General features: G+C 63.5%; 17 protein-coding genes. 4 read left to right on the plus strand and 13 right to left on the minus strand.

What is annotated here, in order from left to right; all coding sequences use genetic code 11:
* Positions 1 to 26: 26 nt before the first annotated feature.
* From ACQKRQ_RS35440 to ACQKRQ_RS35470, 7 genes are read right to left on the minus strand one after another with little or no spacing between them, the layout of a single operon-like run.
* Positions 27 to 986, minus strand: coding sequence for a Gfo/Idh/MocA family oxidoreductase (locus ACQKRQ_RS35440; protein ID WP_427482230.1), 960 nt, complete (start codon positions 984 to 986; stop codon positions 27 to 29).
* A 54-nt stretch (positions 987 to 1,040) separates the two neighbouring features.
* Positions 1,041 to 2,039, minus strand: a complete 999-nt coding sequence (locus ACQKRQ_RS35445) for a hypothetical protein (protein WP_427482232.1) — start codon at positions 2,037 to 2,039, stop codon at positions 1,041 to 1,043.
* 11 nt (positions 2,040 to 2,050) lie between these two features.
* Positions 2,051 to 2,689 carry an RraA family protein gene (locus ACQKRQ_RS35450; RefSeq protein ID WP_427482233.1) on the minus strand — a complete coding sequence of 213 codons (639 nt, stop codon included), beginning with the start codon at positions 2,687 to 2,689 and terminating at the stop codon, positions 2,051 to 2,053.
* Positions 2,686 to 3,342 carry an RraA family protein gene (locus ACQKRQ_RS35455; protein ID WP_427482234.1) on the minus strand — a complete coding sequence of 219 codons (657 nt, stop codon included), beginning with the start codon at positions 3,340 to 3,342 and terminating at the stop codon, positions 2,686 to 2,688. The genes ACQKRQ_RS35450 and ACQKRQ_RS35455 overlap by 4 nt, the downstream gene beginning before the upstream one ends.
* On the minus strand, positions 3,339 to 4,067 hold the full coding sequence (locus ACQKRQ_RS35460; RefSeq protein WP_427482235.1) for an RraA family protein: 729 nt from the start codon (positions 4,065 to 4,067) through the stop codon (positions 3,339 to 3,341). The genes ACQKRQ_RS35455 and ACQKRQ_RS35460 overlap by 4 nt, the downstream gene beginning before the upstream one ends.
* 11 nt (positions 4,068 to 4,078) lie before the next feature.
* Positions 4,079 to 5,074, minus strand: a complete 996-nt coding sequence (locus ACQKRQ_RS35465; protein ID WP_427482237.1) for an amidohydrolase family protein — start codon at positions 5,072 to 5,074, stop codon at positions 4,079 to 4,081.
* A 14-nt stretch (positions 5,075 to 5,088) separates the two neighbouring features.
* On the minus strand, positions 5,089 to 5,481 hold the full coding sequence (locus ACQKRQ_RS35470; RefSeq protein WP_408320933.1) for a RidA family protein: 393 nt from the start codon (positions 5,479 to 5,481) through the stop codon (positions 5,089 to 5,091).
* A gap of 296 nt (positions 5,482 to 5,777) precedes the next feature.
* On the opposite strand from ACQKRQ_RS35470, the gene ACQKRQ_RS35475 reads away from it, so the two are divergent.
* Entirely contained in the window at positions 5,778 to 7,067 is a 1,290-nt protein-coding gene (locus tag ACQKRQ_RS35475; RefSeq protein ID WP_427482218.1) for a Rieske 2Fe-2S domain-containing protein, read from the plus strand.
* A gap of 87 nt (positions 7,068 to 7,154) precedes the next feature.
* On the opposite strand, the gene ACQKRQ_RS35480 is transcribed toward ACQKRQ_RS35475, so the two are convergent.
* A complete protein-coding gene (locus ACQKRQ_RS35480) occupies positions 7,155 to 8,429 on the minus strand; it encodes an ABC transporter substrate-binding protein (RefSeq protein WP_427482238.1) in 1,275 nt (424 codons plus the stop codon).
* A 309-nt stretch (positions 8,430 to 8,738) separates the two neighbouring features.
* On the opposite strand from ACQKRQ_RS35480, the gene ACQKRQ_RS35485 reads away from it, so the two are divergent.
* A complete protein-coding gene (locus ACQKRQ_RS35485; protein ID WP_427482240.1) occupies positions 8,739 to 9,272 on the plus strand; it encodes a MarR family winged helix-turn-helix transcriptional regulator in 534 nt (177 codons plus the stop codon).
* Positions 9,273 to 9,278: 6 nt separating this feature from the next.
* Here the strand turns inward: ACQKRQ_RS35485 and ACQKRQ_RS35490 are convergent, their stop codons facing one another.
* The 3 genes from ACQKRQ_RS35490 to ACQKRQ_RS35500 form a co-directional block, all read right to left on the minus strand.
* A complete protein-coding gene (locus ACQKRQ_RS35490; protein ID WP_427482243.1) occupies positions 9,279 to 9,818 on the minus strand; it encodes a hypothetical protein in 540 nt (179 codons plus the stop codon).
* A gap of 65 nt (positions 9,819 to 9,883) precedes the next feature.
* On the minus strand, positions 9,884 to 10,891 hold the full coding sequence (locus ACQKRQ_RS35495) for a PDR/VanB family oxidoreductase (protein WP_427482245.1): 1,008 nt from the start codon (positions 10,889 to 10,891) through the stop codon (positions 9,884 to 9,886).
* Positions 10,892 to 10,961: 70 nt separating this feature from the next.
* Entirely contained in the window at positions 10,962 to 12,545 is a 1,584-nt protein-coding gene (locus ACQKRQ_RS35500; RefSeq protein WP_427482247.1) for a Rieske 2Fe-2S domain-containing protein, read from the minus strand.
* A 214-nt stretch (positions 12,546 to 12,759) separates the two neighbouring features.
* Here ACQKRQ_RS35500 and ACQKRQ_RS35505 point away from each other — a divergent pair, with 214 nt between their 5' ends.
* Positions 12,760 to 13,440, plus strand: coding sequence for a GntR family transcriptional regulator (locus ACQKRQ_RS35505; RefSeq protein WP_427482248.1), 681 nt, complete (start codon positions 12,760 to 12,762; stop codon positions 13,438 to 13,440).
* A 43-nt stretch (positions 13,441 to 13,483) separates the two neighbouring features.
* Here the strand turns inward: ACQKRQ_RS35505 and ACQKRQ_RS35510 are convergent, their stop codons facing one another.
* The gene (locus tag ACQKRQ_RS35510) at positions 13,484 to 14,449 is read right to left on the minus strand and encodes a homocysteine S-methyltransferase family protein (protein ID WP_427482250.1); all 966 of its coding nucleotides are present in this window, start codon (positions 14,447 to 14,449) and stop codon (positions 13,484 to 13,486) included.
* A 233-nt stretch (positions 14,450 to 14,682) separates the two neighbouring features.
* Between ACQKRQ_RS35510 and ACQKRQ_RS35515 the strand changes: the two genes are divergently transcribed.
* Positions 14,683 to 15,723, plus strand: coding sequence for a GlxA family transcriptional regulator (locus ACQKRQ_RS35515; RefSeq protein WP_132379948.1), 1,041 nt, complete (start codon positions 14,683 to 14,685; stop codon positions 15,721 to 15,723).
* Positions 15,724 to 15,826: 103 nt separating this feature from the next.
* Here ACQKRQ_RS35515 and ACQKRQ_RS35520 read toward each other — a convergent pair whose 3' ends face one another.
* On the minus strand, positions 15,827 to 17,308 hold the full coding sequence (locus tag ACQKRQ_RS35520) for an NAD-dependent succinate-semialdehyde dehydrogenase (protein WP_427482253.1): 1,482 nt from the start codon (positions 17,306 to 17,308) through the stop codon (positions 15,827 to 15,829).
* Positions 17,309 to 17,392 lie beyond the last annotated feature (84 nt).

Below are 17,392 nucleotides of genomic sequence, written 5' to 3' on the forward strand. Positions count from 1 at the left end.
TGCTCGATGTCTCGATTCGCTGGCGTTTAAACATCATTCAGCGAACGAGCGAGTTGGTCGAGCGTGATATAAGCGGGCAGCACGTTCGCGAAGCTCGACGGTGCCTCTCTCCCGGTGCGGATTGCCTCGATAAAAGCGCGATCCTGCAACTCGATTCCATTCATGGACACGTCGACGCTCGACACGTCTACCGGGTTTCCGTGGTGATCGACGAGGTCGTCGTAGCTCGCCACATAAGTGCCGTTATCGCAGATGTAGCGAAACGTGGTGCCGAGCGGCCCATTGTTGTTGAACGAGAGCGCAAGCGTGCACAGCGCGCCGGAGCGCGACTTCATCTGGATCGACATGTCCATCGCGATGCCTAGAACCGGATGGGCCGGGCCCTCGATTGCTCGCGCCAGCGTGATGGGCTCACCCGTCTGATAGGCGAACAGATCAACGGTATGACACGCGTGATGCCAGAGCAAATGATCGACCCAGCTACGCGGCTCGCCGAGAGCGTTGGTATTGGTGCGCCGGAAAAAGAACGTCTGCGCGACCAGATGCTGGACACGCAACTCATCTGCTGCGATTTTCTGATGTAACCATTGATGGCTCGGATTGAAGCGCCGCGTGTGACCCGCCATGCCGACAAGGCCACTGGCACGCTGTGCGTCGAGTAACGCCTGCGCGTCAGCAAGGTTATCGGCGATGGGAATCTCGATCTGCACGTGTTTGCCCGCGGCAAGGCAAGCGAGACCCTGCTCCGCGTGCACACCGGTCGGCGTGCACAGGATCACCGCGTCGATATCGTTGCGGGCAATCGTCGCCGCAAAGTCCGTCGCGGTATCGGCAATGCCGAAGCGCGCGCCGATCTCGGCGGTCCGCGCGGCGTCACGTCCGACCAGCGTCGTGACGACTGCGCCGTCGATCGCGGACAAAGCCTCGATATGCTTGACGCCGAACGCGCCAGCACCGGCAATGCAGATTCTGAGCGGCTCGCTCATGTTGCCTCCCGCAACGCTTGCGGCGCGGGCAGCACGCGAAGTTCGCGCGATCCGTTACGCCGGTTTCCAGACAACGAAGGCCGCGCCCACCCCGGTTCCGGCGGGGGTGCGGTAGATCGGAACGTACTCTTTCCAGACGACCGGCAGCGATTGCAGCGCGCCGGCCGCCAGCACCCAATTCAGTATCTCCGATGACCCGGAATTCAACGCACCACGCGGCAGCCCTCGCAAGGCGCGTGCGTCGTTGCATTCGAGCGCTTCGAGTACGCCGAGATCGAGCGCTTCATCTACAACGAAATGACTCAGCCCTCCTGAGGCGATGATCGCAACACGTGCGTTGCCGTCGATCGCGGCAAGGACATCACGCAGCTTCGCGCCGATATCGTAGCAACGCGATGCACTCGCAACGTTCGGCTGGAAATACGTGTTCAGCAGAATAGGCACCACGGGAATGGGCCGACTGCGAAACAGCCGTTTGACCACGAAACCGAATGCATGACCCAGCCCGCAGCGTTCACGATCGCCGATGCGCGCCACCGCGGCAACATCCACTTCGCGCTCGATCAGGCCATTGACAACTTTCAGGCCGAACTCCGCCTCGCCGCGGATGGCGTGGTTATCGTCCATCATATAGCCGCGGCCCATGGTGCGAACCCAGTCCGGGCTGCCTTCGTGACCGTAGGCGTCGCTAGTGACGAGATTGTCCGCGTAGTACACCGCGAATGCCGGCTGATTGTCAGTGCCGAACAGTTCGCCCTGATCGTCGCCGACGATCAGGGCGATGTCGGGTGCGGCCAGTTCCAGCATGTCGCCAAGATAATCGAGCGCGGCTTCGCACCTGATCGCCTTGCGATGCAGTTCTTCGGGCTGCGCGGCTTCTTCGTAGCGTGGACCCACTTCGGCAAGCAACTGCGCATAGTTCAGACGGCGGCCGTCCGAAAGATTGAGCGCCGGGTTATTGAAATCGGCTTGCGCCCGATGCCACCAGTCGCTGCTGTCGAGCGTAAAAAGCGGCGTATGTGACGTGCCGATACCGAGCACGATTTGAGCCATCTCTCACTCCCTTATTGTGCGTTCTCCGGCAAGCCGTAAATATCGAGCGAGCGTTCGCCGCGTCTGAGTCGCGCGACGATGTCCCTCTCCTTCTCTTCGCGCTCGACGCCGTTGGACACGATGTTTGCCGCGCTCGCGGCGGGCAGCACGACCACGCCGTCGGCATCGGCCACCACGAGGTCGCCCGTGCTGACGAGCACATCTCCGATCAGCACCGAGCCACCCAGCGCGCCCGCGCCGTCCGCGCGCTTGCCCGTGCCGCGGATGCAGATGTTGGCGGCAAACACAGCGAGGCCCAACGCGCGCAGTTCTTCGACATCACGCACGCCGCCTTCGCTGATGAAACCGGCCAGTTCGCGGGCGAGCGCCGCGTTCGCCATCACGCCGCCCCAGTAGCCGGCTTCGACGTAGCCGCCGCATTCGTGGATCAGTACTGCGCCTTTAGGCGCGGCGTAAATCGCGCGATGCAACCACAGGTTGTCCAGCGCGAGGCCGGCAACGGTGAAGGCCGGCGCGGCAAGGCGCCAATGCATGTCGAGCGGCTTGATCGCCGAGGGTAGCGCGCCGACCTTGCCGCCGGCCTCATGCAAGGTAGCGGACCCGAGACGTCGCGCGTGGTCGAGCAATTCGGCGGAATATGACGCGCTCATGACCGGTCCCGCGTTTGCAGCGAATGGTACTGCTGCGTCTTGCGCACCTCGTCGAGGCGTTCGCCGCGCTCGATGGCCTCGCGAATCCGGTTCTCTGCTTCATCGATACGCTGCGCCACTTCCGCAACCTGCTCGAACCGCTCCTTTGGCACGGCGACCACGCCGTCCCGGTCGCCGACCAGCAGATCGCCGGGATTGACGCGCACGCCGCCGATCGACACACTGCATTGCACCGCGTCGACCGCGACGCGATCCTTGCCGGTACGCATGTAGGTGCCGCGCGAAAAGATGGGATAGCGCATCTCGATTGCGCGCGGCGCGTCACGGCACACGCCGTCGATCACCGTGCCGCCCAGATGCTTGCGTGTGGCGACGATGGTCAGAATGTCGCCCCATACGGTCGCGTCGACACGCTGCTGGTTATCGAGCGTCACGACGGTTCCTTCCGGCAGATCGTCGATGTAATCGCCGACCGTGCCGCCATGCACGCCGCACGGCACGTAGCGAACCGTGAATGCGGGACCGGCCATGCGGAAAGTGGGATCGAGCGGTGCGATGCCCAGGCACTGTCCAGAGATCCCCAGCTTGTCGAGCGCATCGGAGATGGTGGTCGTATCCATGCGGCTCAGTAACGAAACAGCGCTGTCTGTCATGCCTGTCCCCTCGAAGCGTTTTTGTCCAGCATGCTTTCGTATTGATGTCCCATCACCGCGCTAACCAGTTCGCCCGCGCGCAGGCGTTCGACCATCTGCCGTTCGCGCTCGGCCAGCGACTCCGCAAGTTCGAGCACCTCTAACGCTCGTGCTGCTTTCACGAACACGACGCCGCTGCCGTCCGCGAGCACGAAATCGTGCGGATACACGCGAATGCCGCGCACGACGATGGGATCCTGGCAGGCCGTCTCCATCACGCGCGACCGCGCGGTGGCCGGCACCGCGCCCAAGCCCACCACCGGAAAATCCAGTCCAGCGGCTTCATCGATATCGCGGCACATGCCGTCGACGATCACGCCTTCAATACCGTTGCGCTTCGCTGCATAGGACAGAATGCCGCCCCACCCTGCGGCCTCCTGATGCGCGTGATGCTCGACCACGATCACGTCACCTGCGCTGCCCCTATCGATCGCCGTGGTGCACAGATGGCGGGGCGCCGTCGCGCCATCCGCCGGACCGAGTGTCACCGTGATCACGCGGCCCGCGAACGAATGCGTTCCGGCGAGACGCCGCAGGCCGAACGCGACGCCGCGCAGGCCGAGCCGGTCGAGCGCGTCGGATACCGCGCACGTGTCGAGCCTGGCGAGGCGCTTCACCAACGCGAGCTGCTGCTCGTCATCTGGATGACGCTGGGCTTGCACCGGCAAGGCTGAATTGCCGTTCATGACGTTTCCCTTTATTTGTAGTTCTTGAAACGCGTGTAGAGGCGCGCGCAATTGCACTCGAAAATTTTGTCGCGGTCTTCGTCGCTCAGGAAATCGATGCCTTCGATCACCGGCTTCAGATCGTCGAACGGCCGTCCGGTCGTTGGATCGGTCGCGCTGCCGGTGCCGGGATTTTCAGTGGCGAACAGTACGCGATCGGTGCCGATCGTCTTGAAGAGCAGTTCGAGCGCGTTCTTGTCGTACGTGCAGGTGTCGAACCACAAACGCTTGAGCTTGTCGTCGAACGACTCGCCGCCCTTACGCACGGCCCACGCGCGAAACCGGCCCATGTGATAGGGAATGGCGCCGCCACCGTGCGGCAAGATCAGCTTCAGATTCGGAAAGCGCTCGAACACGTCCGAATTGGTCAACGAAACGATCGCATTGCTCTCCTCGTTGATGAACTTCATTGTGTAGCTTTCGCGTGACTGGCAACTGCCGGCCGAATGAACGAGTGCGGGAATGTCGAGTTCGCAGAGCTTTTCGTACAGCGGATACCAGAACGGATCGCCGAGTCCGGGAGGCTGCGGACCTTCGCCTTCGGTCGGATCCGGATTGAGCAGACAACCGATGAACCCCTGCTCCTTCACGCGAAAGTCGAGTTCCTCAAAGCAGTTGACCGGCGACGTGTCGCGGAATTGCGGGAGCGCGGCCACTGCACGAAACCGCGTCGGGAACATCTGCACGGTCTGATACACGAGGTCGTTCATGTGACGCGCCCAGAGCGCCGGCACTTTGGCCGGCTTGATCGAGTGCATCTGCATGTAAGGGCGTGGCGAAAGGAACTGGATGTCGGTGCCGACCTTATCCATGATGTCGATAATGGTCTGTGCGGCGTCGCGCACCGCTTTCTCGGTCAGCGTCGGCGCGCTGCTCGGATTGCCCCGGTTGCCGACCAGTTCGGCCATGTAGCGATAGCTTTCGAGCGGCACGACAACGTGTGCATGGGAATCGATGATCATAGGCATGTCGGAAAACCTCCTCACGAGACTACGGCGATGACTTCCAGTTGGACCAGCATGCCGCCCGGCAGGTCATAGACGAGCGTGTGGCGCGCGGGCCGGTCGTGCGGATCCGGAAAGCAGCGCAACCATTCCTGATTGACTGCGGCGCGCGCGCTGTCGTCCTTGATGTAGACGGTCATGCGAACGAGGTGCCTGAGACCCGCGCCGCCCGCTGCCAGCAGCGCCCGCATGGTCTGAAACGCAAAGCGGGCCTGGGCCTCAGCGGTATCGGGAAGCGTATCCGTGGCGGGATCCTTGCCTGGGATACCCGACGAATACAACATGTTGCCGACGCGCGCGCCCATCGGGATCGGCGCATTACCGTGGCTGACACCCGGCACTTCGAGTGAGCGCCCTTCGTGCTGATTCATCTGTCTCCTCCTGGCTTCGCATGACGTGTCATGCCATGCGTGGGATGAATGCATAGATGGCTACTTAGGTCTCTAATATCATGCACTGTCCCGGCACTGTCAAGGCAATTTTTGACGGGTTCGTTGCGTCCGCTTCCGCATGGCGTCACTCCCGCAGCGCAACACCGGCGCGTGCGAGCGCGTTGCGGTTCGTAGGCGGGAACTCAGGATTGACAGCCTGTTATTAGATTCCTAAACTTCATTCACCATCCGCGCGACGGCGGAAAGCGCCGCAATGCTGCAAAGAGGAGAACCCGATGCTGACGGCCGAACAGAATGAACTGCTCACACGTGTGGGGCCGGGCACGCCCGGCGGCGAACTGATGCGCCGCTACTGGCACCCGGTGGGCGGAGTGGATGAGTTCAGCAGCGCGCGCTCCACCAAGCGCGTGCGTGTGCTGGGCGAGGACCTGGTGCTGTTTCGCGACCGCCAGGGCCGCTTCGGGCTCATCGCCGAGCACTGCCCGCACCGGCGCGCCTCGCTCGCCTACGGCATTCCCACCGACCAGGGCATCCGCTGCCCGTATCACGGCTGGCACTTCGACGCCCAGGGCAAATGCCTGGAGCAGCCCAACGAGTCGGCCCAGACCTGCTTCAAGGAGCGCGTGAGCACGAGCGCCTACGCGGTCGAGGAACTGGGCGGCATGCTGTTCGCCTACATGGGCCCGGAGCCGCGTCCGCTGCTGCCGCGCTATGACGGCTTCGTCGCCTCGCCCGCGATCCGCATGATCGGTCAGGCGGTGGTGCCGGCGAACTGGCTGCAGATCATGGAGAACTCGGTCGACCAGGTCCACACCGAGTGGCTGCACGGGCAGTTGCACGAGCATCTGCGCGAGATCCAGGGGCAGCCCGCGAAGTTCTCGATCAGCCGCCGGCACGTGCGCATCGGCTTTACCGAGTTCGAGCACGGCATCATCAAGCGGCGCCTGCTCGAAGGGCAGTCGGAGGACTGCGACGACTGGCAGATCGGCCATCCGCTGGTGTTCCCGACGATGCTGGCGGTGGGCTACGCGTCGCCGCAATGGGGTATGTACGCGTTCCAGATCCGCACGCCGATGGACGACACGCACACCCTGCACCTGTGGTACACCGCGTACGTGCCGCCGCCGGGCGCGAAGGTGGCGCCGCATCTGCTGGAGCGCGTGCCGGTGTACGAGGTGCCGTATCTGGACAAGCATGGCGAGTACGCGCTGGACATGATCGACGCGCAGGACATCATGGCGTGGGTCACGCAAGGGCCGATCGCCGATCGCACGAAGGAGAACCTGGGCAGCACGGACCAGGGGCTGGCGATCCTGCGGCGCATGGTGCATCGCGAGATCGGCAAGGTGCAGCGTGGCGAGGATCCGCTGGGCACGATGCGCGATGCGCGCGCCAATGAGCGCATCGACCTGCCGCTGGAGCGCGACAAGCACCACTTCCTGGACGGTTTCGCGAGTTTGCTCTCGCGCGTGCATGCGCGACATTCCCCGTTCGCGCGGGAACTGGTCGAACTGTTCCAGCCCGGCCAGGCTCGTGCCTTCGAAGAAGTACTCGACTCGCTATAAGCGACTTGCGAGGGCAAGTTGCCGGGTGCTTGCACCCGGCTTTTCTATTCGATGGCGGCGGGCAACACTCGCGCGCCGCCGCTCCGCTTATTTCCCACCCAGGCGCTGCTTCAATTCCGTCGACTCGATTCGCGCGATCTCGACCACCTTGCCGTCGCGTACCTGCGTGACGATCACCGGCAGCAGGATCTGCTGCGGCGTACCGTATTGGCTCTTGCCGCCAAACGCGCTCGGACCGAAGCTCGAATCGAAGACGATGGTCGGCAGCACCTTGGCGACGGAGGTTGCATCCACACGGCCCGCTTTTTCGAGCCCCGCTTTCAGCGCCATCACGCCGTCCCAGGCGGACAGGTCCGTGAGGTTCAACGGTTCGTGGAAAATCGGCTGGAAGCGCGCGTCGAGGTCGCGCTGAATCGGTGTCGCGCCGGATGACGAGAACACCGCGTCGAGCCCCATGTAGAGTCCCTCGAGCGTTTTTCCTCCGGTGTGAATCAACGCATCCGATACCGTCCCCGCGGAAGCGATCCGCACACCGTTCCAGCCTTGATCCGATAATGCACGATACAGCACGCCTACATCGCCCGGCGGCGCGCCGAGCGTGTCGATCACATCGGGCTTCAGTTGCGCGGCGCGCGTGGCCACCGGCTGGAACTCCGTCGTGCCACGTTCATACGTGAACTGCCCGACGATCTTCGCACCGAGCTTTTCCCAATGCGCGGTCGCCGCCTTCGCGACTTCCTGATCCGCGCTATCGTTCGGGCTGATCAGGGCGACCGTGCGGATCGTCGGATGCTGCTTCATGACCAGTTGATAAAGCGGTTCCAGAAACTCCGTCGGCGTGTTCATGGTCGTGAACGTGAGCGGGTATTTGGGGCCTTTGATCGCATTGGACCAACTGATGGTGAACATCAGCACGTTCGATCGCTCCGAGATGCTTTGCGTGGCAACGACAGCCTGCGTCGACATGCCAAGTATGATGAACTTGATGCCGTCGCGATTGAGCATGGTCTGCGCGACCTTCACGCCGTCCGCGGCGGTGTATTTGTTGTCGTAGGACGTCAAGGCCAGCTTGTACGTCTTGTCGCCGACATGAACGCCGCCATGACTGTTCACGTACTGCACCGCCTGCTTGCCGACCCACTCGGAGCCCAATCCCCAACTGGCTCCCGCGCCCGACATCGGCACGGTCATGCCGAGCGCGATGGTGTCTTCCGCCCGCGCGGCGTTCACCAGCCCAAAGCCAAGTCCCGCCGATAGCGCGCATGCCGCGAGCAGGCGTGGTAAGCCCGGCAGGTGACGCGGCAAAAACGGAAGGTGTTGCGTTCGCAACGATGTCATGTTCAACGCCAGTTCATCAGCCATGTCTTCCTCCAATGTGTCGGCCACGTTTCGTGCTTTTTCGGCGCGAATCGACCGCTTTGTTGTCATGCACCGGCGGCCACGGCATTCAAGCTGATTGCACTCGCCGCTTGCCTACACTGTCGATACTTCGACATCTAATATTATTCGAAGTTAAGTTGCAAACGGCACAATGTCAATACGGCGGCGCACCTATAATTCCGCGCACTTCGTCCCGACTGGAGGCGACCGGACTGTACGGGCCGGCTGCGTTGACTTGAGGAGCAAACGGGCGGTGTATGCTATGCGCTTTGCTCACTTCAATCGACCAAGATGGCAACCACGAAAAACGTTCGAGAAAAGCCGCCGCTACCGATGCCGATCAACTGGCGCGACGCCGTCCCGAACGATCGCCTCGCCCACGTCATCAAGGACGCGCAACGCGCCATGGCGCGCGGACTGCAGATCCGGCTGATGGAGCATTCGGTCTCGTTGGGACACTGGCCGTTCCTGCGCATCCTGTGGGAGCGCGACGGCCTCACGCAACGTGAATTGAGCGAACTGGCGGGCTTGCGGGAACCGACCGCCTATAGCGCGTTGCAGGCCATGGAAAAGCTTGGCTACATCACGCGCCGCAAGCTGCCGGACAATATGCGCAACATCTGCGTCTACCTGACGCCGAAGGGCAAGGCGCTGCAAAAGACGCTGATTCCTCTCGCCGAGGATCTGCACGAAGTGGCGGTACGGAATATTCCACCGAGAACGCTTGCCCAGTTTCGCAAGACGTTGCACACCATCATCAAGAACCTCGAGGACGACGAGATCGAAAAGGAACGCCGCATGCCGCCGTCCCGCAAGCTCGGGTGATGGAACTCAGCGCACGCAACCGACGCTGAGCCGCGTGTGGGCGTCGGCGTCGGCCGCATACAAGGTGTGGTCGCGCACGTCGGTCAATCCGAATGCGCGTGCCAACGCCTCGCGCGCCGAGGCCGTCTCGCCGGGTATTCGGCCCTGCACGATGACGACGGCGTCCGGCGCGCAATAGCGCTGCGCCTGGTACAAGGCGAGGTTTGCGTCGTCACGCAATTGCGAACTGTCGCAGGTCGCCGCATCGCGCACTGAAATCGACACGAGGCCGCTGGCGCTGCGAGCGAGAATCCAGCCGGCGTGGTATCCGCATGAACCCGCCGGCTCGGCGAACACGCGAATCAATCCACTCAGGTGCTGGAAGCGCGGATCGGCCGCGAGCATATCGGTCGCCTGCGCCGGTAGTCCGTCGCCATCCGTCCAGACCGCAAGCGTCGAATCCGCACGGTGCGTCGCGCGCATCGTCATGCCTGTTTCGCCGATCAGGAACAGCCCTTCGCGGCCCTGCGCGTGCGCGCGGACCGTCAGATAGTCTTGCATGTCCATCGCGTCTCCCGTCTCCTTGAACTGACTCTGGCCGAATGGCTGTGGCGGCACTTCGCGCGGCACGATCACAGATCGAGTACGAGCAACTCGCTCTTCGCACGCGATACGCACGCCGTCAGAAACTCCTGCTGTTCGCCGGCACCGAGAATGCAGTCGCGATGATCAACCTCACCTTCCAGATATCGCATCTTGCATGTGCCGCACAGCCCGGCTTCGCACGAGGTCTGAATCGGCAGATGTGCTTCCCGTAACACGTCGGCGATGCTCAGGTTCGGCGCTACCGTCAACCGTTGACCTGTGCTCGCGATCTGGATTTCAAAGCTGCCGCTGGGGTCATGCGCCGCGTCCGATACCGCCGATTCGAGCACCGGCGGCGCACTGAAATGCTCGCAATGCACGCGTTCACGCGGCCAGTGCGCGGTCGCCTCGGCGCAAGCCCGCATGAAACCCGCTGGACCGCAGTAGTACACGTGCGTGCCGCGCGACGCTTCTTCGTCGAGCAGACGCCGCACGTCGAGTCCTTTCGATGGATCACCGCCGTCGAAGTGCCAATGCAACTGATCCGCGTCGAGCATGGCTTCGAACTCGTCGTGAAACGGCGCGGCACTCCGCTCGCGGGCGCAGTAATGCAGCGCGAAGTCAGCGCCATCGAGCGCGAGCCGATGCGCCATCGACTTCAACGGCGTCACGCCGATGCCGCCTGCCAGCAGCAGAACGCGGGTAGCCCGTCCGTCGAGCATGAAATGATTACGCGGCCGGCTGATGCGCACGCGCTCGCCGGCGCGCAAGCGCTCATGCATCGCTTTGGAGCCGCCCCGCCCGCGCTCGTCGCGAAGCACCGCGATGACGTAACGCCCCCGCTCATCCGGCGGGTTGCATAAGGAGTATTGCCGCACGAGGCCGTCGCCGAGATGCACGTCGATATGCGCGCCCGCGTCGAACGGCGGCAGATCGCCATCGTCCGGATCGACGAATTCGTACGACAGGACGTTGCGCCCTTCGTAGCGAATCTGCCGGACAAAGACGGTCAGCGTCGTCGCTTCCAGGGTTTGTTCGAAACCGCCTTCTGCCATGATGTCTCCGCTTTGCGGCACCGAGTGCCGCATGCCGCGCTGGTTTTCGCGTTAGGTGGTGCAATGACGCTTACGACTCTGCCCGCGCAGCCTGATTGGCGGACGCGCCCGCGGTTCGCCCGTTGACCTCCAGTTCGAGCGCCGCCATTTTGTCGCGCACGAACGCGGTCCGCGCTTCGCCTTGCAGCTTCTCGCTTTCGATCAGGATCGCCACCACGCCCTTGGACAGCTTGCGCCGCCGCGCAATTTCCTCTTCGACGGTCGCCGCTTCCGGCATGTCGAACACATTGCCCGAGCAAAAGCTGTTGGGCGCCCCGCCGACCGTGCGCAGCCACTCGGCAAACTGCTGCGGCCCGGCGGCCGGATTGCTGCCACGCACGGCGTCGCGCAGCATCTTGCGGAACAGATAGAGGCCAGCGTCGAGCTTGGTGGGATGTTCGAGCGTGTGCACGGCAATGGGACGCTGGCTGATGATGGCCTCGTAATCGCCAGGCGCGTATTGCGCTTGCTTGTAATGCCCGCGTTCACGGTGGTTAGTCGGGATGGGCGGCATTTCGTCTATCGAATATTTGCCGAAACGCTCCGGACGGCGCATTGCCACCTGTCCTTCGAGAAAGTCGATCGACTCGTAGCCGACCCACTCTTTTTTCCCGACGCCGCGCGTGTCGATGCCGGGGCCCATCACGCGCCAGCCGATCATCTTGCTGTTCTCGTCGTCCACGGGCACGGTCCAGCGCACGATATGAAAGCGGCTGAAGAGTTTGCGTGCCGAGCCGTCTTCCGATGTGTACGCATGCAGGCTCAGATTCGGCAACACCTGATGCTGCACGCGCACGAACATCCGTTCCTTGTCGACACGCCGCGCGCCCGCACAGGCCAGACTGCGGCCCTGTTGCACTGGGATGAATTGCATGTCAGGCGCGACTTCCATCGACGCGGCGCCGACCTCGTCGAACGTGGTGCCCTGGAAGTGGCCGTCCACCACGTTTTTGCCGGCGTGCAAGGCGGCCGTGTGGAAATTGTCGGCCGCATTGTCCTGCACCTGCAACCAGTTGCAATGCTGGAAGTTGCTGAACGGCACCAACTCGTCGCCAGGCAGCACGGTGAAGTCGCCTTCCCATTCGGGAAACGGCGGCTCTTCATCCGGCGGTCCCATGTAGGCGAAGACGAGCCCATTGCGCTCGACAGCCTTGTAAGCGCCCTGCCGGATCGAGCAGGCGTACTTCTCGGCCTCCGCTTCCTCGCCTTTGGGAAACGGCACGTGCAGACAGGTTCCGTCCACGTCGAACACCATGCCGTGATAACAGCAGCGGATGCCGTGTTCCAGGACCGCGCCATATTCGAGCGATGCGCCGCGGTGCACGCAGTGCGCATGCAGTACGCCGACCCGGCCGCTGCCGTCGCGGAAAGCCACCAGTTCCTCGCCGAGAATTTTCAGGAAGCGCGGCGTGTCGGTCAGTTCCATCGCCATGCAGACGGGATGCCAGAAGCGCCGCATGTATTCACCCGTGGGGGTGCCTGGGCCGGTTTCGGTCAGTTCGGGATCGTGATCGGGCACCTTGTTCGTGTAGTAGCCACCATAAGGCACGAGCTTCTTCACCACAGCGCCGCCGCTGCTGCCGCCATCGTCCATCTTTTCCGACTTGATCGTCATGGGAACCCCTCCGATTATTAACGCCGCGCCAGATAGCAATCTGCCTGGCTACTGAACTCCGAACTCTGTATACAGAGATTAGAAGCGTTGTAATCAGATGCCTATACGGGTTAACGCGCTATCCAGCGCTTCGCGCTTCGACAGACACCGGCCCGCAATGCGTTGACCACGTCAGACCGGCACTGTAGTCTGTATCCAAAGTACAGAGAGCGCCATGCCCATCAAATTCGACAAAATTCAGGTTCGCCCCGACTTCGTGGACGAGGTCTATCGCGTGCTGCTCGATGCCATCAGCGACGGGTCGCTTGCCCCCGGCGTGCGTCTCACCCAGGAGGAGATCGCCGAGCAGTTCGCGGTGTCGCGCTCGCCGGTATTGCAGGCGTTGCGTTTGCTGAAAAAGGACGGCCTCGTGCAGGATGCGCCGGGCCGCGGTGTAGTCGTCGCGCCGCTCGACGTCGAGTGGATCGGTCACCTCTATGAAATACGCGGCGCGCTTGACTCGCTGGCCGCGAAACTCGCCGCGCTACGCCGCAGTACGATCGATCCCGCGCTGATCACCCAAGGGCGGCGCGCGTCCAAAGGCAAGGACGTCAAGGCCATGATCGATGCCGACGCCGCTTTTCACAATGCCATCTATCAGGCGTCCGGCAATCCGCTGATTGGCGAAAGCGCCCTTCTGCATTGGGTCCACTTGCGGCGTGTGATGGGTGCGGTGCTGCAATCGTCGAACCTGCGCGACGCGATCTGGGACGAGCACGCCGCGATCGCGCAGGCCATCGCGGCCGGCGACGCGGTGCGAGCGGTCGAGTTGACCGAGCATCATACGAGCCGCGCGCGCGCCAATCTCATCGAGCGACTGGAGCACGTGCTCGCCGCGGGCCAGGCCTCCGCCTGATTCAGCGCGGCGGAGTCCGGTGGCGCCGCGACGCAGGAATGGATCACGCGCTCGCATACTGTCCTCTCACGCCCTTCATTGCGCTACAAATCGCGCTGACATGGCGGTGATCCGTGCCACAGCATCCGCCCACCACGTTCATGCGCGGCAACAACGCGTTCAGCGCCCGATACTGTGCGCCGAGCTCCTCCGGGTTGCCGTCGTCGAGGTCGGCTGATTCGTCGAGTTCGGCGTGACTGCGCCGTGACGCGTTCGCCCGGATGCCGTGAATGCGCTCGAGCCACGCGCCTCCATCGCCCAGCACGCTTTCGAAATGCGATGGGTGCGCGCAATTGATCATGTAATACGCGGCATAGGCACCGGTTTCCGCGTCGGCACGCTCGATAACATCGCGCAGCGCATCGCCCGACGGCAAGCGTCCGTCCATTTCGAGCGTGAACGAAATCGCCACGGGCATGCGGGCTTGCCTAGCGGCATCGATCACGCCGATGCCTTCTTCCGGATAGGTGATCGTGAAGGCCGCGATCATGTCCGCCTCGGTCGCCGCCAGCGTGTCGACCTGCGGCTGGTGATAGGCTCGCGCCTCGTCGCGGGTCATGCGTGTATCGATCCGGTAAGCATCGCCGCGCGGGCCTAGACAACCGCTGATGACAATCGGCGTATCCGGCGTTTCGAACTCGGCGCGCACGTGCACGAGCAGTTCGATCGCCTTGCGGTTTGCCTGCGCGAGCGCGGCCTCGGAATAGCCCAGCTTGCGGCCCCAGTCCGCATTCGCGCGCCAGGTCGGCGCTTCGAGCACGAGACCGATACCCTCCCTGCTCGCAAGACTCGCATAGCGCCGGAAATAAGCGTCGAGGCGCGCGGTGCCCGCGGCGTCCTTCAGCAGATCGAACGCGGCGAAGCAAGGCAACTCCATGCCATCGTGAAAGATCAGCGTCGTCTCGATGCCGCCATCGGTCATGAAAAGCGCGTCATCGAGTTGCGGAAGGTGAGTGCGGTACTGGCTCATGGTCATGCTCCGTCAATGAAGTCCACGTCAGGGAAGTCGTCGGCAAGGCATCGGCGGGGCATCCGCCGAGTGAAAGAAGGAGATAAAACATGAGCGTCCGGGCCCCCGCTCCTGCGGGGAGTGCTGGCGCCAGCGCCTTCCTTACACTTTAATAACATTGCGACGGAGCCACGATACGGCGAGCGTGCGCCCGACGCCAAAGCCATTTCGGCAACTTACCGGACAAAACGGCCATGAACGACCGCTCACCCGTGCGCATCTGCATCCTCGCGCTGCCCGAGACGTCGGCATCCGTCGTGTACGGCATGTACGACATGTTCATGTCGGCGGGGCGCGACTGGGGTCTCATCGTCGAGGGCACGCCGGGGCGCGCGCCCATCGCGCCCTGCGTCGTGTCGCGCCACGGAGCCTCGTTCGTCGCCGCCAATAACGTGCGAATCACGGCGGACGCGCCGCTCGATGCCTGCGCGGATGCCGATGTAATCTGCGTGCCCGAGCTGCTGGTCCCGCCCGGCGAGCCGCTCGCGGGCCGCTTCGACCACGAAATCGCCTGCCTCAAAGGCTGTTACGCGCAGGGCAAGATTCTCGCAACGGCCTGCTCGGGCGCGATCCTGCTCGCAGAAGCCGGCCTGCTCGACGGCCTCGACGCGACGACGCACTGGGCGTACTGCGATTTCATGGCACGGCGCTATCCGTCGATCAAGGTACGCGCGCATCGGGCGCTAGTCGCATCGGGCGATGGCGAGCGGCTCATCATGGCCGGCGGCGGCACGTCGTGGCTGGATCTGGCGTTGTATCTGATCGCGCGGCTGGCGGGCATCGAAACCGCAATGCAGACGGCGCGCATCAATCTCGTCGACTGGCACGATGTCGGCCAGCAGCCGTTCGCGCGGCTCGCGCGCACGCGGCAGGCGGAAGATGCCGTCATCGCGCGCTGTCAGTCGTGGATCTCCGATCACTACGCCCAGCCTTCGCCCGTCAGCAAGATGATGCAAATGAGCGGCTTGCCCGAGCGCTCGTTCAAGCGCCGCTTTCAGCAGGCGACCGGCATGTCGCCGCTCGCTTACGTGCATACGCTGCGGCTGGAAGAAGCCAAGCAGATGCTCGAAACCGACACTCAGCCGATTGAAGCCATTGCCAATGAAGTCGGCTACGAAGACGCGGGATTCTTCAGCCGCCTGTTCAGACGCAAAGTGAGCCTCACACCGGCGCAATACCGCCGACGTTTCGGCGCCATGCGTAACGCAATCACCTACGTCAAGGAGAATCGATGACGATCGCGACGAGCCGGCGGTGGGCTTGCGATTCTCCGTTTACGGCTTCTCATCGGCGTTGACCTGACGCACCTCGCGGCCGCCTCGCGTCCTGCCGACGTGCTTACGCCAGCCCGCCCTGGCAGACATATTTCAGCGTGGTGTAGTCGTCGAGACCGTAGCGCGAGCCCTCGCGTCCGTAGCCCGATTCCTTGACCCCGCCGAATGGCGCCGCTTCGCTCGAAATGGCGCCCTCATTCACGCCGACAATGCCCGCCTCCAGCAATCGCGAAACGCGATCGATACGCCGTACGTCCTGGCTATAAAAATACGCGGCGAGGCCGAATGGCGTCTCGTTGGCAGCCTTGAGCGCGTCGGCTTCGGTGTCGAAGCGGAACAACGGCACGACCGGCCCGAACGTTTCCTCGCGAAACAGCAGCATGTCCGCGGTCGCATCGGCCAGCACGGTCGGCGCGAAATAGTTGGGCCCCACGTCGGTCAGGCGCTTGCCGCCGGTCAACGCGCGCGCGCCTTGAGCAAGCGCATCCTCGACATGGCGCACGATCTTGTCGATCGCGCGGGCGTTGATCATCGGGCCGATCTGCGCGGCCTCGTCCGTGGCTGGCGCGACCTTGAGGGCGGCCACGCGCGTGCTCAACACGTCGGCGAAACGATCATAGATGCCCGACTGCACGTAGACCCGGTTCGGACACACGCAGGTCTGTCCGCCGTTACGGAATTTCGATGCCATCAGGCCCGCCACCGCGACCTCGATATCCGCATCGTCGAACACGATGAAGGGCGCATTGCCGCCCAGTTCCATGGAAAGCTTCTTGAGCGTGCCCGCCGATTCGCGAGCGAGGTATTTGCCCACCGCCGTCGAGCCGGTGAACGATATCTTGCGCACCCGTTCGTCGGCGAGCCAGTCGCCCACCGCCGGGGCTGCATGCTCGCGCGATGCGGTGACGATGTTGATCACGCCGGCCGGCACGCCCGCCTCCTGCGCCAGCTTCAGCAGCGCCAGCGCGGTGAGCGGCGTATCCTCCGCCGGCTTCGCGACGACGGCGCAACCCGCCGCCAGCGCCGGCGCAATCTTGCGGGCGATCATTGCGAGCGGAAAATTCCACGGCGTGATCGCGGCGACCACCCCTACCGGCTCCTTCAGCGCAGTCATCCGTTTGCCGCGCTGCTGCTGCGGAATGATGTCGCCGTAAATGCGCGACGCTTCCTCGGCGAACCACGCGACGTAAGACGCGCCATACGCCACCTCGCCGCGCCCTTCGGCCAGCGGCTTGCCCTGCTCGAGCGAAATCAGCCGCGCCAGGTCCTCACTGTTCGCGACGATCGCGTCGTACCAGTTGCGCAGGATCGCGGCGCGCTCCTTGGGCAGCTTTTCGCGCCAGCCGGGAAATGCGCGGCTCGCGGCATCGGTGGCCGCGCGGGCATCCGCGGGTTGGCTGTCGGGCACATTGGCGATCACCTCGCCCGTTGCCGGGTTGTGAACCGCGAATGTTTCGCCGGACAGCGCGCTTTGCCATTCGCCGTCGATGAAATTGAGCGGGCTGAGCAGCGCCGGACGATCGAGGCTTGACTGTAGATCCTTCATGGCGGATTCCTGGAGTGGATGAGGGAGATGCATTGCTGCGACCGGCAACTGAAGTGCGCCAGATGTTTCGCTGCGCGGCGGCAG

Source organism: Paraburkholderia sp. NPDC080076, assembly GCF_050281145.1.
Taxonomy (GTDB): Bacteria; Pseudomonadota; Gammaproteobacteria; order Burkholderiales; family Burkholderiaceae; genus Paraburkholderia.